Below are 22,228 nucleotides of genomic sequence, written 5' to 3' on the forward strand. Positions count from 1 at the left end.
GGCTGGTTTTTTTTTTATATCACCCCCCGGGGGCGGCCGGCCGGGGGGGGGCCGGGGCGGGGGGGGGCGCGGGGGCGCCCGGGACCAGGACCCGATCCGGCCGGGCGCGGTCGGCCGGTCGGGAAGTGCGGTCATGGTTCAGCCCCTGGGTTCGGAGTAACGCGAAGGGGGGTGAGCCCGGCGCAGCGAACGGGCGCGCGCGATCAAGAAGTTGATCTTGAGATGGACGTGGCTCTCCCCGGACAACCGGTTGGGAGGTCAGTCCGGGGAGGTGGTCGGCAGGGCGGCGTCCCTGCCCGCGCCGGCGACCTCGTGGTCGCGGCTGACACCGATGAGCTTGAGCTGAGTAACCGTGTCGCTGTCGCCGGCCAGCGCGACGAGATGGCGCAGGCCGCCGGAGCCGTCGTGTCCCGGTGCGACAGTCGACGCGGGCGCGGCAGGCGCGGCCGGTGCCGCGGGAAGGCCTTCGCCGCCACCGCTGCTGCCGCCGCCGGCCTGGCTGCGTTCCTTGGCAGGCGGCGCGGGCTGGGTTTCCTGCTTGGCGGCGGCGGGCTGCGCGGTGAGGACGCGCTCAGGCGTCGGGTGTACGACCGGGGCCTGCTTGCTGACCTGCACGACAACCGGCGCTTCCGGTTCCTTCGCCAGCTTGGCCGCTGGGACGGCGACGGCGATCGACCCGCCGGTGGACGGCGCGGGATCGACCTTGTCGACCGGCGGGGTGACGACCCGGACCGGCGCTGCGTCGATCACGGTGTCGACCGAGGTGACGGTGGTGTGCAGGGTCGTGTCGACGGTGTCGTCAACGGTGCCGAGGATGCCGTCGAGGAGCCCCGGCTGGTCGGTTTCGGGATTGCCGAGCAGACCGCTCAGGAGGCCCCCGCCGGAACCGCCGAGCAGGCCGCCAAGGAGCCCGTGCTCGTGACTGGTGTCTGGCTCGGGTTCGCTGGCGGTGCTGCTGAGGAGGCTGGGCTGGGTGGCGGCTTCGGGCGTGGGATCGCTCGCCGGTGCGTGGTGCTTCGCCTTGACCGGGCTCTTCGGCTTGGCGGGCTTGGCAGGTTTGTCTGCGGCCGGGGAATCGGGGCGGACCGGGCTGCTGTCCGGGGAGTCGCTTCCGGCGGACGTGCTGGGCCGGAAGCTCACGTCCGGCCGGTAGTCGTCGGCGGAGATCTGGACCCGGTGGAAGTGGGCGCGCTTCGCGGCGGTCGCCGCGCCGGGCATGGCCCAGGTGAGCGTTCCGGACGTGGCTGTTCCGGCGTACCGGTGCTCTGGTTCGGTGCCGTGCGCCGAAGCTGTCGGGACGTCGACCGGGTCGTCCGTAGACGCGTTCGCCTGCGACAACGCCGCGCCGAGCAGCCAGCCGGCCAGGGTGAGCCCGCCGGCGACGGCGATCCGGGCGGCCGGGCGGGCGATCGGAGCCGCCCAGGCTCGTGGCCGCCGTCGCGCGCCCGCGCGCGCGAAAGAGGAGTTCTGCTCAGCGCGGTTCGAAGCGCGGCCGACCATCCCGAGGAGCGCGGAACCCGCGCCCCCGAGCGGACTGGCGCTTGCGCCGGACGTCGCGGGATGTGCGAGGCCGCGCGGAGTCGCCATGCCGGTCACGCCACCACCACCGTCCGCGCCTGAAGCTCGTGCGGCCCACCGCACGAGACTGATCTTGCTGGGGCTCTCTTCCGGCCAGGTCGCAGGTCCCCCGGGGCTGCCCTCTTTCTAGCACCGGACGCGAGTGTTTCATCTCTCCCGCGCTCGATCCACCCCGTAAGGCGGAACGGCCCCACCGGCTCTGGTGTCCGATCAGCCCTAGTCGATCACCCTGCGTGGCTCGAACCGGGGGTCAATGCGGCCATCCGGGCGTGCGGCCGAGGGGGTGAATTCGGGCGTTGACCCGATGTTTCGCCCGCCGCGACACTCTCGGTATCCCTGTTACCGCAGGGACAACAAGGGCCGGGGCGGCAGTCGTCAGACGAGTTTCCGCAGGCGTTCGACGGCTTCGTCGATCACCTCGTTGCGCTTGCAGAACGCGAACCTCAGCAAATGTTTCCACTCGTCCGGGTGATCCGTGAACACCTTGACGGGTACTGCGGCGACTCCGGCGCGTTCTGGCAGCGTCCAAGCGAGCTCCGCGGCGTCGGTGAAGCCGAGCGGACGCACGTCAGCCGTCACGAAGTACGTCCCGGCACTCGGCCGGACTGCGAATCCCGCATCGGCAAGACCTGCGGACAGCCGATCGCGCTTCTCCTGCAGGCTCACGCGCAGGTTTTCGACCCACTCGAGTTCGTTGTCGAGCGCGTACGCCACGGCCGGCTGCAGCGGTCCGCCGGAGACGAAGGTGATGAACTGCTTCGCCGCCTTCACCGCGGCGACCAGCTCCGGCGTCGAGCAGATCCAGCCGATCTTCCAGCCGGTGCAGTTGAAGGTTTTGCCCGCGCTGGAAATCGCGACGGTCCGCTCGCGCATCCCGGGGAACGACGCGAGCGGCAGGTGTTCGGCTCCGTCGAAGACGAGGTGTTCGTAGACCTCGTCGGTGACCGCGATGAGGTCGTGCTCGACGCACAACCGCGCGACTTCCTCCAACTGCGCGCGCGAAAAGACGGTGCCGGTGGGGTTGTGCGGCGAATTCAGCAGCACCGCGCGGGTCTTCGGGGTGATGGCGTCGCGGAGCGCGTCGAGGTCGAGTTCGAGCTGCCCGTTCTCGGTTTCGACCAGCCCGATCACGCGCCGCTGCGCCCCGGCCATCGCGACCGCGGCGGCGTACGAGTCGTAGTAAGGCTCGACCACGATCACCTCGTCGCCGGACTCGGTCAGCGCGATCAGCGTCGCCGCGATGGCCTCGGTCGCGCCCGCGGTGACCAGGATCTCGGTGTCCGGGTCGTAGCTGGCTCCATAGCGCTGGCGGTGCCGGCTGATCGCGGCGCGCAGCTCCGGGCGTCCCGGACCCGGCGGGTACTGGTTGTCGCCGCCGAACAGCGAGTTCTTCGCCGTTTCGAGCATTCCGGCCGGCCCGTCGGTGTCCGGAAAGCCCTGGCCGAGGTTGACCGCGTCGTGCCGGACGGCGAGCGCGGTCATCTCCGCGAAGACCGTCGAGGCGAACGGGCGAAGGCGGGGGACGAGAGCTGGTTCACGCACGAAGACGCATCCTCACGGACAATGGCGGTGTGGAGCAACTCACCCCTGCCAAGGTCACGCCCGCGGATCCGCCCGGCGGCGCCGCCGGCGAAGAGGCGAAACGGCGCGGCCTGCGGAAGATGAAGCTGGTCGCGCTGTCTTTCCTGCTCGGCGCGACGATCGTGTTCCTGCTGACGAGCTGGGCGCAGTCGGCGGGCTGGCCGGGCTGGGTCGGCTACGTGCGCGCCGCGGCCGAGGCGGGCATGGTCGGCGCGCTCGCGGACTGGTTCGCGGTGACGGCGCTGTTCCGGCATCCGCTCGGGCTGCGGATCCCGCACACCGCGATCATCCCGAACAAGAAGGACCAGCTCGGCAACAGCCTCGGCGAGTTCGTCGGCTCGAACTTCCTGTCCCCGGACGTCATCCGCGACAAGCTCCGCCGCGTCGAGGTCGCCAGCAGGCTCGGCGGCTGGCTCTCCCAGCGCGACAACGCGGAACGCGTGACGTCGGAACTGGCGACAGTCGTGCGCGGCGCGGTGACAGTGCTCCGCGACGAGGACGTGCAGGCGATCATGGAGCAGGCCGTGGTCAAGCGCGTGATCGACAAGCCGTGGGGCCCGCCGCTCGGCAAGATCCTGGCAGGCGTCTTCGAGGACGGTGCGCACCACAAGCTGGTCGATTTGATGTGCGACCGCGCCTACGAATGGGTCCGGGACAACCACCAGACGATGCTGCGCGTGGTTTCGGACCGCGCACCGAGCTGGTCGCCGAAGTTCGTGGACGAAATGCTGGCGGACAAGGTGTACGGCGAGGTACTGACGTTCACCTGGGCGGTGAAAACGGACGTCAACCACCCGATGCGGCTGGCGCTGGACAAGTTCCTCGGCGAGTTCGCCCACGACCTGCAGACCGACCCGAAGACCATGGAACGGGCCGAGCAGGTCAAGGGCCAGATCGTGCACCACGCGGAGGTGCAGAAACTGATCGGCAGCGCGTGGGCGACGGCCAAGGAGATGCTGCTGAAGGCGGCGGAGGACCCGTCGAGCGAACTGCGCCAGCGAGTGCGCGGCGGTCTCGAATCGCTGGGCAAACGCCTCGTGGACGACCCGTCGATGACCTCGAAGGTGGACGGCTGGGTCGAGGGCGCGGCGGTTTACCTGGTGACCCATTACTCCCGCGAGATCACGACGATCATCACGGACACGGTCGAGCGGTGGGACGCGGAGGAGACCTCCCGGAAGATCGAACTGCAGGTCGGGCGGGATCTGCAGTTCATCCGGATCAACGGGACCGTGGTGGGGGCGCTGGCCGGGCTGGTGATTTACGCGGTGGCGCAGTTGCTGTTCTGAGGGTGTGGTTTGGGGTGTTGCTCGGTTTGTCGCGCGGGCAGGGCTGGGGGTGGCTGGGTGGTTGCGGTGAGGGGCGCGGCGGGGGTGGGCCGCGGGGCGGCTGGGCGGCGGTCGCGGTGAGGGCGGCGGGGACAGGTCGCGGGGTGGCTGAGTCGGTTGCGGTGAGGGCGGCGAGGCGGGGAGCGGGCCGAGAGTTGGCTGGTGGCCGTCTCGGGATGGTGCGGTGGGGCTGGCTGGTGGCTGTCGGCGGGGTGTGCTGAGGGACAGTCGGCGATCGCGGGCTGGCTGCGCTGCGGGGATTCTCCAGGCAGCCGAGCTTCTTTTCGTTGTGGTTGAGCGGAAATCGCTGCTTCCTCGTGCTTGCCTTTGACATCAGCGGATCGCTGCTCGAAGGCGCGCGCCCGGCTCGTCGGTGAAGGCCGCTGACCGGGCTTGGTACCGCAGCAGCACGCACCTGCGGACCGAGGCTGTCGTCTCCCAGTAACTAGGCCCGGTGCCGTTGCGGCGCGAACCTGTGGATCGAGACCGTCTTCTCAGGTGGCTGGGCGGGTATCGCTGTGGCGCGAACCTGCGGGCCGAGCCTGTCTTCTCCTAGGCGAAATCGCGCACTGGCCTGCGCAAGTCTCCCCGCCCCGGCCGGGCGCGGCGGGTGGTCGATCGGATGCGCGGCGTCCTATACCACAGCCGCACCCCGCTCAAACCAGTTGTCCACAGGAAGCTGAGTTATCCCCCGGGTTATCCACAGTAATTCACGGTGATGGCCTAATCGCTGTCCACAACTTGTGGGGATCCAGCGCATCTGCACGTGCACATGTGGTGGGTGGGGACAAGTTGTCCACAGGGGGTCAGTTGTGCACAGCAGCCGTGCGGGCGCGCCACGAGCGGGCTTTTTCGCGGTTTCCGCAGACGCGCATCGAGCACCAGGTGCGGGAGCGGTTGCGTGATTCGTCGAAGAAGGCCCACAGGCAGTCGTCGGCGGGGCAGATTTTCAGGCGGACCCAGTCGCCCCGGATGGCCAGGCGGGTGGTCGCGGCGAGAGTCGCGGTGACGGCGTCCGGGGTGAGCAGGGTCGGGCCGGTTTCGGTGAGGGCGAAGCGGAGCGGGACGTCCAGCCTGGTCGCGGGCAGCCGCGGATCGCCGACCGCGGCGCGCAGGCTGTCCCGTACGGCGCGGGCTTCGGCGGGATCGTTCGGTGTCACGTCGTGGTCCGCGGCCCACTGCCGCCAGAGCTCCGGATCGTCCAGCAGGTCGTCGCCCCGTTCGATGTCGACGGTGTTGAGAAAGGCGACCACCAGAGAAGCGTCGGTGTGCACCTCCCCAGTGTACGGGCGAAATTGGTTGCGACCTGGCTCCCTAACCGACATACTCGCTTTACTGGTTACGCAACGTGGAGAGGATGGGCAAAAATGGGTGCGGTTCCGACTTTCGGCGGCGTCGCGTTCGACTGTCCGGACCCGGCGGCACTCGCCGGCTTCTATCGCTCCTTGCTTGAGTGGGACGAACCTAAGATCGCTCCGGACAACCACTGGGCCACGCTCGTCGACCCGCGTGGCGGCGTCCGGATCGAATTCCAGCGGGTGGCCGAGTACCGAGCCCCCGAATGGCCGTCGCAGGAGCAGCCGCAGCAGGCGCATCTCGACCTCGACGTCCCCGATCTCGAGGCCGCTCACCAGCGCGTTCTCGAGCTGGGCGCGAAGCTGCTCGACGATTCCCCGGAGACCTTCCGGGTGTACGCCGATCCGGCGGGCCACCCGTTCTGCCTCTGCGCCTGCTGACACGGCGCGGCGAATCCGCGTAGGGTCGGATGCGTGATTTGTCCGAAGTGTCAGAACATGATGCGCACGGTCGACAAGAACGGCGTCCACATCGAGCAGTGCGACGGCTGCCGCGGGATCTTTCTCGACCGCGGCGAGCTGGAGCAGATCGCCGGTGCGGAGAGCGCGTTCTACCGGCAGCAGCCGCCGGCGTACGGCCGTCCCGATTCGCCTCGCCCTTATCAAGGCGGGCACTCGGATTCGCCTCGCCCGTATCGGGGCGGACATGCGGATTCGCCCCGGCCGTACCGAGGCGGGCACGCGGACTCGCCGCGGCCGTACCGCGGCGGGCACGCGGACTCGCCGCGGCCGTACCGCGGCGGCTACGGGGATTCGCCGCGGCCCTACGGCGGCGGGCGCCGCAAGCGCAGCTTCCTCGAGAATCTCTTCGACTGAGTTGTCCGGAGTTCCAGTAGCGCTCGACCTGCGGATCTGCCCGGCCTGCGGCGACCGCGCGAGTTGTCCACAGGTCGACGGGGACCTTGTGCGATGTGCGGAATGCGGAGAGCGGTGGCCGTTTCGGCGGCTGCCGTTGTTCGCGTTGACGGGGCCGAGTGCGGGCGGCAAATCGACGGTCGGGCCGAAGCTGGCGCAGCGGCTGGCGGGCGAGGCTGTCGTGCTGGAGCAGGACGTGCTGTGGACCGGCGCGCTGCGCGACGACGAACCGGGGAATCCGGCGTTCCGCGGAGCCTGGCTGCGGATGGCGGCGATGCTGCACCAGAACGGACGGCCGGTCGTGCTGTGCGGGACGGTCGCGCCGCAAGAGCTGGAACCGTTGCCAGAGCGGGTTTTCTTCTCGGATGTGCACTATCTGGCCCTGGTCGCCGACGACGACACCCTCCGGCGGCGGTTGCGCGCCCGGCCAGCGTGGCGGGAGTGGGATGAGCCGCGCATCGAGGAGATGCTCGAGTTCAACCTGTGGATACGTGGGCAGGTCGAGTCCATTGACACGACCGAGGCCCGGCTGGACGACGTCGTGACCGCGGTAGAGAGCTGGGTTCGGACCAGAATTGGGTCGGACCCAGGAATTGGCGCGTGAGCGGCGTTTGGCTGGGTTCGACCTAGCGACGCGTCACGGTTCCTGACGCTTGTCTGGCTCGCGTAGTGCTTTATCAAGCGGTGTAAGGGAATGCTCGACGCTGGCCTCCGCGTCGGCAGTACTCGCTGCGCGGTCATCGCGACCGGGACGGTGTCATCGCGGTGTCGCCCAAGATCATTCTCGCGGCATTGCTGTGTCTCGAGCTCAGGCCTTCGGCGGGACTGTCGGCCAGTTAAGGAACGCTCGTTCTTGACTGATCGTTCCCTAACTGGCTACAGTCGGGTCATGGGCAGGCCAAGGGCATTCGACGAGGATGAGGCGGTGCGCGCCGCCGTGGGGCTTTTCGGCAGCCGCGCGTACGACGGGGTCTCCGTCGACGACCTGGTCACCCACCTCGGCGTGCACCGCAACAGCCTGTACAAGACGTTCGGCAGCAAGCGCGGCCTCTACTTGGCCGCGCTGCGCCGCCACCTCGCCGACGACGTCCGTCGGCTGTGCGACGCGCTCGTCGAGGCAGGGGATGTCGCGACCGCGCTGCGGCTCGTCACGTCGGCCGACCTCGGTCTGCTGCTGCTCGCGGCAGTCGAGCGGGCACCGGCGGACGAGGAGGTCGCCGCCGAGGTGGAGGCCGCGTTGCTCGCCGTCGATCAGGCGATCGCGGGCGCGCTCGCCATTCCTGCCGACCTGGCCGCCGCCCTTACCGCCACCGCACTGGGAATTCTCCTGCGCGGCAACCCCGAGGGGGTCGGCACCGCGCTGACCCAACGCCTCGATCCTCTTAACTGACAAGGAAAACCGATATGGCAACGGTCCGCATCGACGGCGACGACCTCGTCGTCGTGATCGAGGGTCTCGACAAGCTCTGGGCTTTCAAGAGCAGCCTCACCATCCCCCTGGTCAACGTCCGCGGCGCGACTGCCGACCCCGGGATCGCCGCCGAGCCCAAGGGAATCCGCGCGCCGGGCGCCCACTTGCCCGGCGTGATCACGGCGGGCACGTTCCACCTCGACGGCGAAAAAGTCTTCTGGGACGTCAAAGACGCGTCGAAGGCCGTCGTGATCGAACTCGCCGACGAGCGGTACGCGCGCTTGGTCGTCCAGGTCGACAACCCCCGTGCGACTGTCGAATTGGTCGAGAATGCCCTGAACTGAAGAGGAGAATCGCGCCCCGGCGGCTACAGCGGCCAGCGATTTTCGGATCGCGGATCGTCCAGCCAGAAGGTCTGCTCCTCGCTGTTCACGGTGAGGCCGAAGCGCGACCGGCCGGGGCGGCCCAGCGCTTCCCAGCGACGGTGAGCGTCCTCGACGAGATCCCACAATGCGCGTGGACCTCCTTGCGCTACCTCGAAACCGGAGTCGGTTCGGCGGGTGCGGGCCCACGAACCGTCCGGATGGGACAGTGCGAAGGCACCGTTCGGCTCGACGTGCACGGGGCGTGCGTCGGGTAGCTCCAGCGAGGCGAAGAACTCGAAATGTCGTTGCGGTTTAAGAACATCCGACATCGACACCTGCGTAGGACGCCATTGTGTGCCGGCTGTGGGCGGCAGCTCCGCGAGTGGCGGCAGGCGGTGGGCGCGCAGAGGCATGAAACGGCCGTCGCGGGCCAGGACTTTGCCCTCGGCGGTCGTGCCCTCACCTGCGGTGAGGCGGACAAGCCCGCCGCCGAGCGGGCGGTTGAGGGTGGTGACAAGGTGGCCGCCGGGGAGTGTTTGGGCAAGCCAGGCAAGGGGAATCCTCGATACCGACGCGGTGCACAGGACCCGGTCGAACAGGATTCCGGCCGGGAAGCCGAGTGCGCCGTCGCCGGTGGCGCACGCTGGAGCGTAGCCGCAGGAGGCAAGGCGCTCCCGCGCGGCGGCGGCGATGCCGGGGTCGATGTCTACTGTGGACACTTGGCCGGAACCGCAGCGGTGGCACAATAAACCCGCGTTGTAGCCGGTTCCGGTGCCGATCTCCAGTACGCGATCTCCGTCGCGGACCAGGAGTTCTTCCAGCATGATCGCCATGATCGCGGGCATGCTGGAGGAACTGGTCGGCACGCCGGGGACCGGCCCGCAAGCGCGGGCGCGATCCCAGAGCGCCGGGTCGTCGTCGAGCTGGGTGACCAGGACGTCGCGCGAGTAGACGCGGTCCAGCCAGTCCGGGTCGCCGCGGTCGACGGCGGCCCAGCCGTTGCCGGCGGGCACGAAAAACCGCGGCAGGAACACGTGCCGCGGCACGGTGGCGAAGGCTTCGGTCCAGGCTTCGTCGTGCAGCACGTCCTCTTCGACGAGCTGCCGGACCAGACGTCGACGCAACCGTTGTGCCCGCATAAGCCCAGGGTAACGGGGTGAGCGGAACCACACCCGATGGTTGCAAGCAGAGTGCTTGCAATAGCTAGCACGCGAGCGTACTGTCGAGTAGGTCGCGAGGAGGTGACCGGATGACAGAACCCGGCGGAGCACAGCGCCCCATGGACAAGGTCGCGGACATCGCCTCCGACATCGGCGAGTACATCCGCCAGCAGCGCAACTCCGCGAAGATTTCGTTGCGCCAGCTGTCGAAACTCGCCGGAGTGTCCAATCCGTACCTGAGCCAGATCGAGCGCGGGGTCCGCAAACCCAGCGCGGAGATCCTGCAGCAGATCGCCAAGGGGCTGCGGATCTCGGCCGAAGCGTTGTACGTCCAGGCCGGGATTCTCGACCTGCCGACCGGCGGCCCGGTCGGCGACGCGATCCGCTCCGACGCCGAGCTGACCGAACGGCAGAAGCAGGTCCTGCTCGACGTCTACGAGTCCTTCCGGCGCGAAAACGCCGCCGCGAACACCGCATCGACGACCACCCACGAGACCACTGAGGAGTCGGCATGACCACGCCCAAGACCGAGGACGTCCGCAAGGCCGTCAACACCGCGCTCGACCAGGTCCGCACCCCGCTGCTCGCCGCGCTCGGCGCGGGCAACCTGGCCAGCCAGGCCGTGACCGACGCGGTCGCCAAGGCCCGCGCCAACGTCACCAAGAACACCGAGGCCGCCCGCAAGAACCTCGAGGAGCTGCCGACCGACGTCGAGAGCCTCCGCGAGAAGCTCGACCCGGCCGAACTGCGCAAGGCCATCGACGAGTACACCGAGGCCGCGCTGAAGCTGTACAACAAGCTGGCCGAGTCCGGCGAGCAGGCCTGGGACAAGATCGCCGCGCAGCCGCAGGTCAAGAAGGCCCTTGAGCAGCTGGACGACGCGCTGACCGCCGCGCAGGAGCGCGTCGACGGCCTGACCGAGGAGACCCGCGAGCGCGTCGACGGCGTGCTGGCGAAGGTCACCAAGCGCACCCGCTCGGCCGGCGAGAAGGCCGCCCGCAAGGTGACCGAGGTGGCCGGCGAGACCGCCGACGCCGTCGAGGAAATCGGCGAGAACGTCGCGCACGAGACCCGGTCGGTGGCCCGCAAGGCGGCGAACCGCACCGCGCCGAAGACCGCTGCTCCGGCTCGTCGCACGACCACCAGCACCAGCGCCAGCACCGGCACCGCGGCGAACGCCAAGAAGCCGGCCGCGCCGAAGACGGAGAAGTGACGGCGAAGGCATCGCGCTGACGGCGGGTTCGGGTGTTTCGGCGCTCGAACCCGTTGGGGCGGCTCGGTTTGTGCCGGGGTCGCCGAGGTGAGAATTGAAGATCGAGGGGTCGCACGGCGGCCGGGCTGAGATTGGCCCGGCCGCCGTGTGCTGTGTTGGGGGTGTTTCTGCCGGGCGTGGGCGGGCGCGCTTCGTTGGGTCCGACCTAGCCCCGGGCGCTTCGTTGGGTCGGGCCTAGGCGGGAATGGTTTCGCTAGGTCCGACCTAGCCTCCGGGCACTTCATTGGGCCGGACCTAGGCTCGCGGCGGAAACTTGGGTTCGACCTAATCGGCTGGCCCGAAACCGCGCATCAGCTAGGTCGGACCTAACCGGGAGCTGGGTTAGGTCGGACCTAAGCCGTGCGTCGAGCAGCAGCCGAACCCCAGCCGGGCCGCAGCCGAACCCCAGCCGAACCCCAGCCGGAGTGACCGTTGTCACCCCAGCCCGCCGTCGCCGCAAACCGGGGCCAAACCTCCGGTCACCCCGGTCCTGACCAGCAGTCACGCCGCGACGGCGGGTTTCGGGGGAGCGGGCGGCGTGGGCGGTTTGCCGTAAGCTGGCGTGGTGCTGGTTGCCGAATGGATCCTCAAGGTCATCCACTGGGGCAGCGCCTTGGTCGGGCTTTTCGCCTTCGTTCACGCGCTGCTGCAGCGGGCTGACGCGTACTCGGCGGCCGATCGCAAGACCAAGCCGATCTGGATGCTGATCACCGGCGGGGCCACGCTCGCACTGGTGCTGTTCCAGCTCCACCCCCAGGGGCCCGGGTTCGTCTTCTGGGTGCCCGCGATGGCGGCGGCGCTCGTCTACATCGTCGACGTGCGGCCGAAGCTCATCGAGGTCCAGCGAGGTCACCGCAACTGGTGACCGGTGCGCCGGGCGGATTACATTCGGGCTGGTGACCACCTGGACTATCGCCGGAAGCCTCACTGTCGTTCCCGCACCGACCCGTACTGACCTGCTCGCCGAGCCCGTCGCCAAGGCGCTGGCCGCGATGCCCGCGCCGGACGCGCTGGGCGTCACCGAGATCGATCCGGAGCTTGCCGACACCGCCGCGTTCTGCGAGGCGTACGGGTCGCCGTTGACCGCGTCCGCGAACTGTGTCGTTATCGCAGGCAAGCGGGCTGGGGAAGTCCGCTTCGCCGCGGCGCTCGTGCTCGCGACTACCCGCGCCGACGTCAACGGCGTCATCAAGCGCCGGCTCGACGTGCGCAAGGCGTCTTTCGCGCCGATGGACGAGGCCGTTTCCCTCACCGGCATGGAGTACGGCGGCATCACGCCCGTCGGGTTGCCGGAGGAGTGGCCGATCCTCATCGACCAGGCCGTCGCCGACGCGCCGGAGCTGGTGATCGGCAGCGGGATCCGCGGCAGCAAGCTCCTGATCTCCGGTGCGGCGCTCGCGGGGCTGCCGAACGCCGAGGTCATCGACGGGCTCGCGCGCTGAACTGTCCATAGTGGACGAACGAGCGGAATTGCTGCGATCGGCCGTGCTGGAGGACGGCACAGTGCAGGTCGGCTCGGCTGTGCTCGAAGAGCTTAAAAAGCGGCGCGAGGCGATGCTGGCCGCGCTCGACGAAGACCGCCCGATCTACGGCGTCAACACCGGGATGGGGCGGCTCGCCGGGACCCGGCTCACCGCTGAGCAGCAGGCTGACCACCAGCGCAATCTCCTGGTCGGCCGGGCCGTGGGCGGGCCGCCGTGGTTGTCGCCGGAGCTGACCCGGGCATTGCTGCGGACGCGGTTGCGCGGGTTTCTTCGCGGCGACGCGGCGGTCAGCCCGGAGCTGGTCACCTTCCTCGCGGACCGGCTCAACGACGGGTTCCTCCCCGCCGTCCCGCGCGACAGCCTCGGCAGCGCGGGCGAGATCATTCCGCTGGCGCACGCGTTTCAGACCTTCGTCGGGCTCGGCACGGTCATCGAGGACGGTGCCGAGATCCCGGCGGCGGAAGCACTGGAACGGCGCGGGACGAGGCCGTTCGTGCTCGGCCCGAAGGAGGGCGCGAGCCTGATTCAAGGCTCGCCGCTGGCCGAGGCGTATGCGTGGGTTTGCGGCGATAGAGCACGTCGGCTGGTCGATTGGCAGACGGTCTGCGCAGCGCTCGCGGTGGACGTTCTTGGTGCGCCGCAAGCGATTTACCGCGGCACGCGGATCGAGAAGCTCATCGACGGTGCAGAGAAGCGACCGGGAGTCGTGCAGGCGCCGATCTCGGTGCGAGTCGGGCCGAAGGTGCTCGAATACGTCAGCCGGACCGTTGTGGAACTTCGAGAAACCCTGCAGGAGTCCTGGGAAACCCCGGCGGACTCACCGGCGTTCCTCGACGGTGAGTTCATCCCGACGACCGGTTATCACTCCGTCGCGCTCGGGCTGCGGATGGACGCCCTCAAGGCCGCGCTCGTCCACGCGGCGGAAGTCTCGGTGCAGCGCCTTCATCGCCTCCTCGACCCGCAGTTCAGCGGACTGCCGCCGCAGCTCGCGGTGGATCCCGGGCCGCAGGCGGGGCTCACGCCACTGCACAAACGCGCGGCTGGCGAACTGCACGCGATGCGACGGCTGGCCGCACCGGCGACGCTCGGGTCGATCGACACTTCCGCTGGTCAAGAGGACGTGCAAGCGTTTGCCAGCCAAGCCGGAGCGGAGCTGGAAACAGTGATCGAGCGCTTCTTCGTCATCACCGCGTGCGAGTTGATCGCCGCACGGCAGGCGCGGTATCTCGACGGCGGACGAGGTGCGCCGAATCTGGCCGACACCTACGCCTGGCTCGCGGCGAGGATCGAGCCGGTGGTGGTCGATCGGTCGCTGGGACCGGAAATCGAACGGGTGGCGGCGGTATGTCGTGAGGGCTAAAACCGGCCTAGCCACTCACGAGTCCCGGCGCGCCTGCTGGAGTGCGAGACCGCGAGGCGTAGCGAGCTTGGTCAGCAGCGCGAACACTCCCTCGCACACCAACGCCAGAACCACCACAGCCACACCGCCGCCGAAGATTTCGCCGTGGCCTTGCTCGCCGAGGGCGAAACCGTCCACGATGTAGCGGCCGAGCCCGCCGCCGTCGTTGACGATGGCTCCGATCGCGACCGTCGCGACCAGTTGCAGGAACGCCACCCGTGCGGCGGCCACGATCACCGGCGATGACAGCGGCAGTTCCACCCGCAGCATGATCTGCCATTCGCGGTACCCGGTGCCGCGCGCCGCGTCCACGACGTCCTGTTCCACCTGCACGACGCCGGCGTAGGTGTTGGTGAACAGCGGCGGCAGCGCCAGTGCGACGAGCGCGAGCAGCAGCGGCCAGAAGTCGGTGTTCGCGCCCCATCGGCTGGCCAGGAACCAGAACAGGATGATCAACCCGAAGCTCGGGATCGCGCGGCCGATGTTCACCGCGCTGCTGGCGAGGAACTGGCCGCGCCGGTAGTGCCCGAGCCACAGCGCGAGCGGGACCGTCAGGACGATCGAGATCGCCAAGGCCAGCGCGGAAAACCACAGGTGCTGCACGGTCCGGAAAGGAATCCCGGCCGGATCGGTCCAGCTCCACCGGTTCGGGTCGGCCAGCCAGTGGCTCAGCTGCTCGAAAAAGCTCATCGGGTCGCCTTCCGCGCCCACGGGGCCAGCGCGCGTTCGCTCAGCCACAGCAGCAAATCGACGAGCACGGCGAGCGCGATCGACAGCACGACGCCGACGATGATCGGGCTCGGGTTGGGGACCGTCGTCTGGATGCCGGCGCGGATGAAGTAGCCGAGCCCGCCCTTGCCGAGCAGCGAGGTGACGGTGACCAGGCCGATTGTCGTCACCGCGGCCACCCGCAGCCCGGCGATCACCACCGGCAGCGCGAGCGGCAGCTCGACCTGCCACAACAGCCGTCGCGGCGTGAAGCCCATCCCGACCGCCGCTTCGCGCACCTCGGTCGGCACCTGCTGCACGCCGGTCACGATGTTGCGGATCAGGATCAGCAGCGTGTACGTCGCCAGCGGGATCACCGCGGTGGCGAAGGAGAACCCGAGCAACGGGACCAGCAGCGCGAACGCGCCGAGACTCGGGATCACGTAGAGCGCACCCGCCGTGCCGACCACGAACGGATAGAACCAGCGGTAGCGCAGGCACAGCGTCGCCAACGCGAGCGAGAGCACGAGGCCGACGCCGAGCGCCGTCGCGGTGAGGGCGATGTGCTCGCCGAGCCGCTGAAAAATCGCGTCAGCGTTGCGTTCGACCCACCGCCATTCGAAGAGGGGACGGCTGCTGTCGGCCAGCAGCGGGGTCACGGACGCGTGCACCGGCCGACCTTACCCCGATCGAGCGACAATATTCCGCTCCTCGGGATTCCGTGGCGAGGATTCCTAACCAGTGGTTTCTGTCGGGGGTCGCGGTTAGGGTCCATTCCCACTAACGAGTGAACTGAGGAGTGTGGGGACACGTGCGCTGGACCCGGAACATCCGAGTGGCCGCGCTGCTGGCGACGGCCGCGCTCGGCTTGACCGCGTGCGGTGGGGGAAGCGACCAGCCGGCCGCGCCGAGCAAGGGCGGCGCTCCGATCGTCGTCGCCTCGTTCAACTTCACCGACAGCCAGATCCTGGCCGAGATCTACGCGAGCGCGCTGGAGGCCAAGGGCTATCCGGTCACCCGCAAGCTGAACCTCGGCTCGCGGGAGCTGGTCTACCCGTCGCTCAAATCCGGCGAACTGCAGTTCCTGCCGGAGTACCAGGGCGCGGCGATCACGACCGGCTTCGGCAAGGAAGCCACGAAGGACGCCAAGGCCGAGCACGAACAGCTGGAGAAGCTTTTCGCGCCGGAGGGTGTCGGCCTGCTGAACTACGCCGCGGCCGAGGACAAGAACACCTACATCGTCAAGGCCGACCTCGCGAAGTCGAAGGGCATCGCGTCGATCAGCGACCTGAAGAAGCTCGACAAGGTCGTCATGGCCGGTGCGCCGGAGTGCGAGAAGCGGCTGCCGTGCTTCAAGGGTTTCAAGGACGTCTACAAGCTGGCGAACGCCACCTTCCAGACCGTGCAGGAGGCCGGGCCGCGCGTGCAGCAGCTCAACTCCGGTGCGGTCACGGTGATCCCGGTCGACTCGGTCAGCCCGCTGGTCGGCGACCCGCAGTACGTCGCGCTCAAGGACGACCTGGCCATCGTGCCCACCGAGAACGTGGTGCCCGCGGTGAACAAGAAGGTGCTCGACGAGCGCGGCACGGACTTCGCGAACGTCGTCAACGCGGTCAGCGCGAAGCTCACCACGGACGGCATGCGCGAGCTGAACAAGCGGGTCGACGCGGATGGCGAGCCCGCGGCTGACGTCGCCAAGGACTGGCTGAAGCAGCAGGGCCTGTCCTGACGCTCCCGGGGAGTGGCGGGTGCGCACCGCCACTCCCCGGGGTTTCCGTACGTATGCGAAGGTGGCTGCGGCGGAAACCGAGGAGAGCAGAGGAAACGACATGGGCAAGGTCACGGCCACCGCGGAACGCACGATCGACGCGCCGGTGGAACGCGTGCGTGAGCTGGTCGCGGACTACGCCGAGACCCGGCCGAAGCTGCTCACCGAGCACTACCGCGACTACGAGGTCAGCGAAGGCGGCGTCGGTGCCGGCACGAAGGCCAGTTGGAAGCTGCAGGCCACGTCTAAGCGCGTGCGCAACGTCGCGGCCACGGTGACCGAGCCGTCGCCGGGCATCTTCGTCGAGACCGACGCGAACTCCAGCATGGTCACCACCTGGTCGGTCACGCCGTCCGGCGAGCGTTCGGTGGTCCGTATCGAGACCAGCTGGGACGGCGCGGGCGGCATCGGCGGCTTCTTCGAGAAGACCTTCGCGCCGGGCGGGCTGAAGAAGATCTACGACGGCGTGCTCGGCAAGCTCGCGGAGATCGTGTAGCGCTTGCCACAGCACCGGGGACAATCGGAATGCGCGCCCCGGTTACTCCGTTGGCCGGATAGACGGGGCGCGCGCCCCGCTTCAATCCAGCTTGAACGAAACGGAGTTCGACGGTGAACGCACCTAAAGCGACTGAGATCCGGCTCGCCGCCCGTCCGCACGGCGTCCCGACCATGGACAACTTCGACATCGTCGAGACCGAGGTGCCGAAGCCGGGCCCCGGGCAGATCCTGGTGCGCAACGTGGTGATGAGCGTCGACCCGGCGATGCGCGGCCGGATGAACGACGTGAAGTCCTACTCGCCGCCGTTCGTGGTGGGCGAGGCCATGCAGGGCGGCGCGGTCGGCGAGGTCATCGAGTCCACTGTGGACGACTTCGCGGTCGGCGACCACGTGCTGCACCAGGCGGGCTGGCGCACGCACGCGGTGCTCGACGCCAAGCGAGCGGTCAAAGTGGACGATTCCGTCGCGCCGCTTTCGACCTACCTCGGCGTACTCGGGATGCCGGGCCTCACCGCGTATGCCGGACTGCTGGTGAGCGCGGAATTCAAGCCCGGCGACACGGTGTTCGTCTCCGGCGCGGCCGGTGCGGTCGGCTCGCTCGTCGGGCAGCTGGCGCGGCTCAAGGGCGCCAAGCGCGTGATCGGCAGCGCGGGTTCGGCGGAGAAGGTCCGCTACCTCACCGAAGAGCTGGGCTTCGACGCCGCCTTCAACTACAAGGACGGACCGGTCGCCGAGCAGCTCGCCGCGGCCGCGCCCGAGGGCATCGACGTCTACTTCGACAACGTCGGCGGCGAGCACCTGGAAGCCGCGATCGCGTCGATGAACCTGCACGGCCGGATCGCCATCTGCGGCATGATCTCGCAGTACAACGCCACCGAGCCGACGCCGGCGCCGCGCAACCTGGTGCAGCTCATCGCGAAGCGGATCACCATGCGCGGCCTGCTCGTGCTGGACCACTGGCACCTGATGCAGGAGTTCGTCGCCGAGGTCGCGCCGCTCGTCGCGTCCGGGGAGATCAAGTACTCGGAGACCTTTGTGGACGGCATCCGCAACGCGCCGGACGCGTTCCTCGGCCTGCTCAGCGGGGCCAACACCGGAAAGATGCTGGTACGCCTCAGCTCCTGACGATTTCGTCGGCCAGCTCAGGCATGGTCGCCGCGGTGTAAGTCGCGGCGGGAAGGCCGGGCAGCGGATGGACTCCGGGACGCGCGAGCAGCGCGGTCCGGAGTCCCGCGGCCTGGGCCCCGGCGATGTCCCAGCCGTGCGCGGCGATCATCACCGCCTGACCGGGTTCGACGCCGAACGCCCGCAGCACTTGCCGGTACGGCTCCGGCGCGGGCTTGAGCCGGCTGACCTGCTGCGCGGAGAAGATCCGGTCGAATTTCGTTGCCAGGCCAGCGTTCTGCAGCTGGGCCTCGGCGGTCGCGAGCGGCGAGTTCGTGAGGGCGACGACCCGGTGTCCGGCCTGGCGCAATCGGTCGAGGCCGGGCGCGACGTCGGCGTGTGCGGGCAGGGAACGCAGGCCGTCGCCGACCTTCACCAGTTCGGCGTCGGTCAGTTCGTGGCCGTGCCGCGCGCACACGGCGACCGCGGCTTCCCCTGCGATCTGCGCGAAATCGCGGTACTGGCCGGACGCGGTCACCGTGAGCACGGTGTGGATCGCGAGCGTGAACCATTCCTGCCGCGCTTCCGGGTCCCCGGTGAGCTTGGTGAACAGCGGGTCGAGCGCGGTCAGGTCGAGCAGCGTCTCGTTGACGTCGAACACGCAGAGCATCGCGCCTCCTGCTTGGGGACTCGTGAGTGGCTATGCCGGTTCTAACCGGAATAAACACTCACGAGCAGACTTAAGCAAGGTCCGCTATCAACTTCGCGAGCACTGCCTGCCAATGGCGGCGTTGCTGCTCCCGTTCGGCGGCGTCGGCCAGCCGTTCCTGGTGAATGCGCAGCATCGCTTTCTCCGGACCGCTGGCGCGGACGGCCAGCTGCAGCGTCGTTTCGTGCGACCAGCCGGCGGGCTGCCAGGTGAGCCGGATGCGGTCCATTTCGCGGAAACTGCGCGTCTCGCCGCGGATTCCGTCGGCGGTCTCGTAGCCGACACCCGGTTCGTGCTGGACGGTCACGCCCTCGCCGAGCCAGATCGCCACCCCGGCGGGCGAGGTGATGAACTCCCAGACGTCCTCGGCGGAGCGGTTGATCGTTTTCGAGACGCCGATCTGCCAGCCCGCGTCCTTGGTCTGCCCGACGCTCACCGGACCACCGCCGCGATCGCGCTGACCTCGACGAGCGCGCCCGGCACGGCGAGCCCGGCCACGCGCTGGACGGTCACCGGCGGGGTCGCGCCCGCCAGCGCCGCGGCGGCGGCCGGATAAGCCTGGGCGAGATCGACGTCCTCGACCAGCAGGATGGTCAGCATCACCACATCCTGGACGGTCGCGCCGCCCGCGGCCAGCGCGGTTTTCAGATTGGCCATGACGCGCTCGACCTGCGCGGCGACGTCGGTCCCGCCGACGAGCTTGCCGTCGGCGTCGACCGCGTTCTGGCCGCCGACGTAGATCGTGGCGGCACCCGCCGGGACCACGGCGAGCTGGGCGAAGGCGGGGGACTGCACGAGTCCTTCGGGGCGAAGCAGCTGAGTCATGAAACGAGTATGACCAGATACCCGGTCAGATAATGTCCTAGTTTTGCGCGAGAATCGGAGCATGACCACCACGAGCCGTCGCCTGGAGACGCTGGCGCTGCTGCAGGCGCGTCCGGGCATCTCCGCCACCGACCTCGCGGCCCGGCTCGGCGTCACCGAGCGCACCACCCGCCGCGACATCGCTCAGTTGCGCGAACTCGGCTACCGCATCGACGGCGAACCAGGCCGGGTCGGCGGCTACCGGCTCGCGCACGGCACCGCGATGCCGCCGCTGCTGCTGGACGCTGACGAGGTCGCCGCGGTTTCGCTCGGGCTGCGTACGGCGGTGGCCGTCGACGGGCTGGAGACCGCCACGGTGACCGCGCTGGCCAAGCTGACGCAGGTGGTGCCGACGCGATGGCAGACCCGGCTCGCCGCGTTGGCGGACGTGGAATCGTTGCCGGGTAAGCCTTTCCGGCACGCGGCACGGGACACTCTGGTGCCGCTGGCGTTGGCTTGCCGGGCTGGCGAAGCCGTCCGGATCCGGCACCGGGCCTTGGCCGCTCCCTCGGCGAAACCGGTTGACGTGCAACCGCATCGGCTCATCACCGTCCGGCGGCAGTGGTACCTCGTCGCCTGTCCGCGCGGGACCACCGAATGGAAAACCTTCGCGGTGGACCGGATCGAGGCGGTCCAGCCGCTCGGGACCAAGCTGCCCGCGCCGGAAGCACCGTCCACTGTGGCCGAGTTGATCACGGACGCGGGATGGCGGTATCGCGTCCGGGTTCAAGTGCACACTTCCGCCGACCTCGTGCGGGAACTCGTCGACCCCAGCGTGGCCACTGTGGTCGAGGAGGGCGACGAGTGCGAACTCCGGTTCGGCACCGACGATCTCGACTGGGCCGCGCGCTGGCTGGCTTATCTGGACGTCGATTTCGACGTGCTGGAACCGACCGCGCTCACCGATCGGTTGCACGCCTTCGGTTCGTGGCTGGCCGCCCGCTACGTCACCACTCCGCCGGGCTGATCGCCGGACCCCCGGCGCGGTACGCCTCGATCACGATCCGCGCGGCCCGCCGCGACTTGGCGACGACCTGTTCGATCGGGTAGCCGAGCCATTGGTAGACGCCGTTGAGGAAGAACTCGCCGTAACCGTAGGCCTGGGTGTTGAGCTGCTCCATCAATTCCAGCGCGAGGGCTGGATCCGGCGCGATCGCGAGGCAGCGCAGCAGCGACGCGTCGACCAGTTCGCGGCGGGCGGCGTGCAGTTCGGCGTATTGCGCGTCGGCCAGTTCGGCGGTGAAGAACACCTGCATGCCGATCCGGGTTTCGATCAGATATTTGGTGTGCGCGGCGGAGACCGCGGCTAGGGCGGCAACCTCGTCCGGTTCGGCGGCGGCTGCTTCCTCGGCGAGTTCACGCAACTGGCGCGCTGCGGTGGTGGCGACCGCGGCCAGCAGCGCCGCGCGATCCGGGAAATGCCGGTACGGCGCGGCGGCGGAGACCTTCGCCCGCCGCGCGGCTTCGGCGACTGAGAACCCGGCGACCCCGTTCTCCGCGATCAGGTCGAACGCCACACGCACGAGCTCGGCGCGCAGATTGCGATGGTGGTACTGCGCCGCCATGCCGTGAGTCACACCCGATCGTCACCGAGGAATAAGCCGAGGCCCACGCTAGTCGATGTAAGAGGGTTCTTACATCGAGTTGTCCCATACCGGACAGGACAGCCAAGGAGGCTTCATGACCACGACCACCTCCGCCATCGCCGCCGCGGCACCGGGCGGACCGCTCGCCCCGACGACGATCGAGCGCCGCGACCTGCGGCCGGACGACGTGCTCATCGACATCGCCTACGCCGGCATCTGCCACAGCGACCTGCACCAGGTCCACCAGGACTGGGGGACCGCGATCTTCCCGATGGTGCCGGGCCACGAGATCGCCGGCGTGGTCGCCGCGGTCGGCTCGGACGTGACGAAGTACCAGGTCGGCGACCGGGTCGGAGTCGGCTGCATGGTCGATTCCTGCGGTGAATGCGAGTACTGCAAGGACGGCTTCGAGCAGTTCTGCGTCAAGGGCAACATCCAGACCTACAACGGGGTCGGCTTCGACGGCGAGAACACCTACGGCGGGTACAGCCGCCAGATCGTCGTGAAGGACTCGTTCGTCTGCCGGATCCCGGAAGGCATCGAACTGGACGTCGCCGCGCCGCTGCTGTGCGCGGGCATCACCACGTACTCGCCGCTGCGCCGCTGGGGCGCGGGACCGGGCAAGAAGGTCGCCGTTGTCGGGCTCGGCGGGCTCGGGCACATGGCGGTCAAGCTGGCCGTCGCGATGGGCGCGGAAGTCACCGTGCTCAGCCAGAGCCTCAAGAAGCAGGAGGACGGCCTGCGCCTCGGCGCGAAGGAGTACTACGCGACCAGCGACGAGTCGACCTTCGAGACGCTCGCCGGCCGATTCGACGTCATCCTCAACACCGTCTCGGCGAAGCTGCCGGTCGACGCTTACCTCAGCCTGCTGCGCGTCGGCGGCGCGATGGTGAACGTCGGCGCGCCGGGCGAACCGTTGGAGTACAACGTGTTCTCCCTTCTCGGCGGCAACCGCGTGCTCGCCGGTTCGATGATCGGCGGCATCGCGGAAACGCAGGAGATGCTCGACTTCTGCGCCGAGCACGGTGTCGGCGCGGAGATCGAGACGATCAGCGCGGACCAGGTGAACGAGGCGTACGCACGGGTCGAGAACAGCGACGTGCGGTACCGCTTCGTGATCGACGCGTCGACGATCGGCTGACACTCGCGCCCTATGCCACGCAGCTGTCCGTGAAGGGCTCCTTGAGGGAATCTGATTCCCTCAAGGAGCCCCTCACAGACGA

The 22,228-nt window shown here is 69.0% G+C and carries 26 protein-coding genes; 16 read left to right on the forward strand and 10 right to left on the reverse strand.

The features are described 5' to 3' along the window. Positions 1-258: 258 nt before the first annotated feature. Both ACWGIC_RS39835 and ACWGIC_RS39840 read right to left on the reverse strand, forming a co-directional pair. On the reverse strand, positions 259-1,587 hold the full coding sequence (locus ACWGIC_RS39835; protein ID WP_452081146.1) for a hypothetical protein: 1,329 nt from the start codon (positions 1,585-1,587) through the stop codon (positions 259-261). Between the two features lie 366 nt (positions 1,588-1,953). Continuing rightward, on the reverse strand, positions 1,954-3,120 hold the full coding sequence (locus ACWGIC_RS39840) for a pyridoxal phosphate-dependent aminotransferase (RefSeq protein WP_452081126.1): 1,167 nt from the start codon (positions 3,118-3,120) through the stop codon (positions 1,954-1,956). 29 nt (positions 3,121-3,149) lie between these two features. On the opposite strand from ACWGIC_RS39840, the gene ACWGIC_RS39845 reads away from it, so the two are divergent. Then, positions 3,150-4,448: a DUF445 domain-containing protein gene (locus ACWGIC_RS39845; protein WP_452081127.1), complete on the forward strand. Its 1,299-nt coding sequence runs from the start codon at positions 3,150-3,152 to the stop codon at positions 4,446-4,448. A gap of 845 nt (positions 4,449-5,293) precedes the next feature. On the opposite strand, the gene ACWGIC_RS39850 is transcribed toward ACWGIC_RS39845, so the two are convergent. Continuing rightward, on the reverse strand, positions 5,294-5,761 hold the full coding sequence (locus ACWGIC_RS39850; protein WP_452081128.1) for a CGNR zinc finger domain-containing protein: 468 nt from the start codon (positions 5,759-5,761) through the stop codon (positions 5,294-5,296). A 93-nt stretch (positions 5,762-5,854) separates the two neighbouring features. Between ACWGIC_RS39850 and ACWGIC_RS39855 the strand changes: the two genes are divergently transcribed. The 5 genes from ACWGIC_RS39855 to ACWGIC_RS39875 all read left to right on the forward strand — a co-directional run bounded on the left by ACWGIC_RS39855 (position 5,855) and on the right by ACWGIC_RS39875 (position 8,452). Further along, positions 5,855-6,223, forward strand: a complete 369-nt coding sequence (locus tag ACWGIC_RS39855) for a VOC family protein (protein WP_452081129.1) — start codon at positions 5,855-5,857, stop codon at positions 6,221-6,223. 60 nt (positions 6,224-6,283) lie between these two features. Beyond that, positions 6,284-6,658 carry a TFIIB-type zinc ribbon-containing protein gene (locus ACWGIC_RS39860; protein WP_452081147.1) on the forward strand — a complete coding sequence of 125 codons (375 nt, stop codon included), beginning with the start codon at positions 6,284-6,286 and terminating at the stop codon, positions 6,656-6,658. A gap of 1 nt (position 6,659) precedes the next feature. Continuing rightward, the gene (locus tag ACWGIC_RS39865; protein ID WP_452081130.1) at positions 6,660-7,301 is read left to right on the forward strand and encodes an AAA family ATPase; all 642 of its coding nucleotides are present in this window, start codon (positions 6,660-6,662) and stop codon (positions 7,299-7,301) included. Positions 7,302-7,586: 285 nt separating this feature from the next. Then, positions 7,587-8,087 (forward strand): TetR/AcrR family transcriptional regulator, encoded by a 501-nt coding sequence (locus ACWGIC_RS39870; RefSeq protein ID WP_452081131.1) that lies wholly within the window; start codon positions 7,587-7,589, stop codon positions 8,085-8,087. Positions 8,088-8,101: 14 nt separating this feature from the next. Further along, positions 8,102-8,452, forward strand: coding sequence for a hypothetical protein (locus ACWGIC_RS39875; protein WP_452081132.1), 351 nt, complete (start codon positions 8,102-8,104; stop codon positions 8,450-8,452). Between the two features lie 23 nt (positions 8,453-8,475). Here the strand turns inward: ACWGIC_RS39875 and tgmC are convergent, their stop codons facing one another. Continuing rightward, complete coding sequence (gene tgmC / locus ACWGIC_RS39880) at positions 8,476-9,612, reverse strand: ATP-grasp peptide maturase system methyltransferase (RefSeq protein ID WP_452081133.1); 1,137 nt, start codon at positions 9,610-9,612, stop codon at positions 8,476-8,478. 140 nt (positions 9,613-9,752) lie between these two features. Here tgmC and ACWGIC_RS39885 point away from each other — a divergent pair, with 140 nt between their 5' ends. The 5 genes from ACWGIC_RS39885 (at position 9,753) to ACWGIC_RS39905 (ending at position 13,729) form a co-directional block, all read left to right on the forward strand. Further along, positions 9,753-10,148: a helix-turn-helix domain-containing protein gene (locus ACWGIC_RS39885; RefSeq protein WP_452081148.1), complete on the forward strand. Its 396-nt coding sequence runs from the start codon at positions 9,753-9,755 to the stop codon at positions 10,146-10,148. Further along, a complete protein-coding gene (locus ACWGIC_RS39890; RefSeq protein WP_452081134.1) occupies positions 10,145-10,846 on the forward strand; it encodes a hypothetical protein in 702 nt (233 codons plus the stop codon). The genes ACWGIC_RS39885 and ACWGIC_RS39890 overlap by 4 nt, the downstream gene beginning before the upstream one ends. Positions 10,847-11,450: 604 nt before the next feature. Next, positions 11,451-11,750 (forward strand): DUF2516 family protein, encoded by a 300-nt coding sequence (locus ACWGIC_RS39895; protein WP_452081135.1) that lies wholly within the window; start codon positions 11,451-11,453, stop codon positions 11,748-11,750. Positions 11,751-11,781: 31 nt separating this feature from the next. Continuing rightward, entirely contained in the window at positions 11,782-12,327 is a 546-nt protein-coding gene (locus ACWGIC_RS39900) for a YbaK/EbsC family protein (protein WP_452081136.1), read from the forward strand. Between the two features lie 28 nt (positions 12,328-12,355). Continuing rightward, positions 12,356-13,729 (forward strand): aromatic amino acid lyase, encoded by a 1,374-nt coding sequence (locus ACWGIC_RS39905; RefSeq protein WP_452081149.1) that lies wholly within the window; start codon positions 12,356-12,358, stop codon positions 13,727-13,729. Between the two features lie 15 nt (positions 13,730-13,744). Here ACWGIC_RS39905 and ACWGIC_RS39910 read toward each other — a convergent pair whose 3' ends face one another. Both ACWGIC_RS39910 and ACWGIC_RS39915 read right to left on the reverse strand, forming a co-directional pair. Further along, positions 13,745-14,458 carry an ABC transporter permease gene (locus ACWGIC_RS39910; protein ID WP_452081137.1) on the reverse strand — a complete coding sequence of 238 codons (714 nt, stop codon included), beginning with the start codon at positions 14,456-14,458 and terminating at the stop codon, positions 13,745-13,747. Continuing rightward, a complete protein-coding gene (locus tag ACWGIC_RS39915) occupies positions 14,455-15,147 on the reverse strand; it encodes an ABC transporter permease (RefSeq protein WP_452081138.1) in 693 nt (230 codons plus the stop codon). Before ACWGIC_RS39915 ends, ACWGIC_RS39910 begins: the two co-directional genes overlap by 4 nt. 140 nt (positions 15,148-15,287) lie before the next feature. Between ACWGIC_RS39915 and ACWGIC_RS39920 the strand changes: the two genes are divergently transcribed. The 3 genes from ACWGIC_RS39920 to ACWGIC_RS39930 all read left to right on the forward strand — a co-directional run bounded on the left by ACWGIC_RS39920 (position 15,288) and on the right by ACWGIC_RS39930 (position 17,867). Continuing rightward, positions 15,288-16,205: an ABC transporter substrate-binding protein gene (locus ACWGIC_RS39920; RefSeq protein ID WP_452081139.1), complete on the forward strand. Its 918-nt coding sequence runs from the start codon at positions 15,288-15,290 to the stop codon at positions 16,203-16,205. 100 nt (positions 16,206-16,305) lie between these two features. Beyond that, on the forward strand, positions 16,306-16,740 hold the full coding sequence (locus ACWGIC_RS39925) for an SRPBCC family protein (RefSeq protein WP_452081150.1): 435 nt from the start codon (positions 16,306-16,308) through the stop codon (positions 16,738-16,740). Positions 16,741-16,853: 113 nt separating this feature from the next. Next, positions 16,854-17,867 carry an NADP-dependent oxidoreductase gene (locus ACWGIC_RS39930; protein WP_452081140.1) on the forward strand — a complete coding sequence of 338 codons (1,014 nt, stop codon included), beginning with the start codon at positions 16,854-16,856 and terminating at the stop codon, positions 17,865-17,867. Here ACWGIC_RS39930 and ACWGIC_RS39935 read toward each other — a convergent pair. From ACWGIC_RS39935 to ACWGIC_RS39945, 3 genes are all read right to left on the reverse strand, one after another. Next, positions 17,857-18,516 (reverse strand): haloacid dehalogenase type II, encoded by a 660-nt coding sequence (locus ACWGIC_RS39935; RefSeq protein WP_452081141.1) that lies wholly within the window; start codon positions 18,514-18,516, stop codon positions 17,857-17,859. The genes ACWGIC_RS39930 and ACWGIC_RS39935 overlap by 11 nt on opposite strands. Positions 18,517-18,586: 70 nt before the next feature. Continuing rightward, positions 18,587-18,991 (reverse strand): SRPBCC family protein, encoded by a 405-nt coding sequence (locus tag ACWGIC_RS39940; protein ID WP_452081142.1) that lies wholly within the window; start codon positions 18,989-18,991, stop codon positions 18,587-18,589. Beyond that, positions 18,988-19,380 (reverse strand): RidA family protein, encoded by a 393-nt coding sequence (locus tag ACWGIC_RS39945; RefSeq protein ID WP_452081143.1) that lies wholly within the window; start codon positions 19,378-19,380, stop codon positions 18,988-18,990. The genes ACWGIC_RS39940 and ACWGIC_RS39945 overlap by 4 nt, the downstream gene beginning before the upstream one ends. Before the next feature lie 61 nt (positions 19,381-19,441). Between ACWGIC_RS39945 and ACWGIC_RS39950 the strand changes: the two genes are divergently transcribed. Then, complete coding sequence (locus ACWGIC_RS39950) at positions 19,442-20,386, forward strand: helix-turn-helix transcriptional regulator (RefSeq protein WP_452081144.1); 945 nt, start codon at positions 19,442-19,444, stop codon at positions 20,384-20,386. Here ACWGIC_RS39950 and ACWGIC_RS39955 read toward each other — a convergent pair. Continuing rightward, on the reverse strand, positions 20,367-20,984 hold the full coding sequence (locus ACWGIC_RS39955) for a TetR/AcrR family transcriptional regulator (RefSeq protein ID WP_452081151.1): 618 nt from the start codon (positions 20,982-20,984) through the stop codon (positions 20,367-20,369). The genes ACWGIC_RS39950 and ACWGIC_RS39955 overlap by 20 nt on opposite strands. A 115-nt stretch (positions 20,985-21,099) precedes the next feature. Here ACWGIC_RS39955 and ACWGIC_RS39960 point away from each other — a divergent pair, with 115 nt between their 5' ends. Further along, complete coding sequence (locus ACWGIC_RS39960; protein WP_452081145.1) at positions 21,100-22,146, forward strand: NAD(P)-dependent alcohol dehydrogenase; 1,047 nt, start codon at positions 21,100-21,102, stop codon at positions 22,144-22,146. Positions 22,147-22,228: the final 82 nt, after the last annotated feature.

The sequence above is a fragment of the Amycolatopsis sp. NPDC054798 genome, from assembly GCF_053611505.1.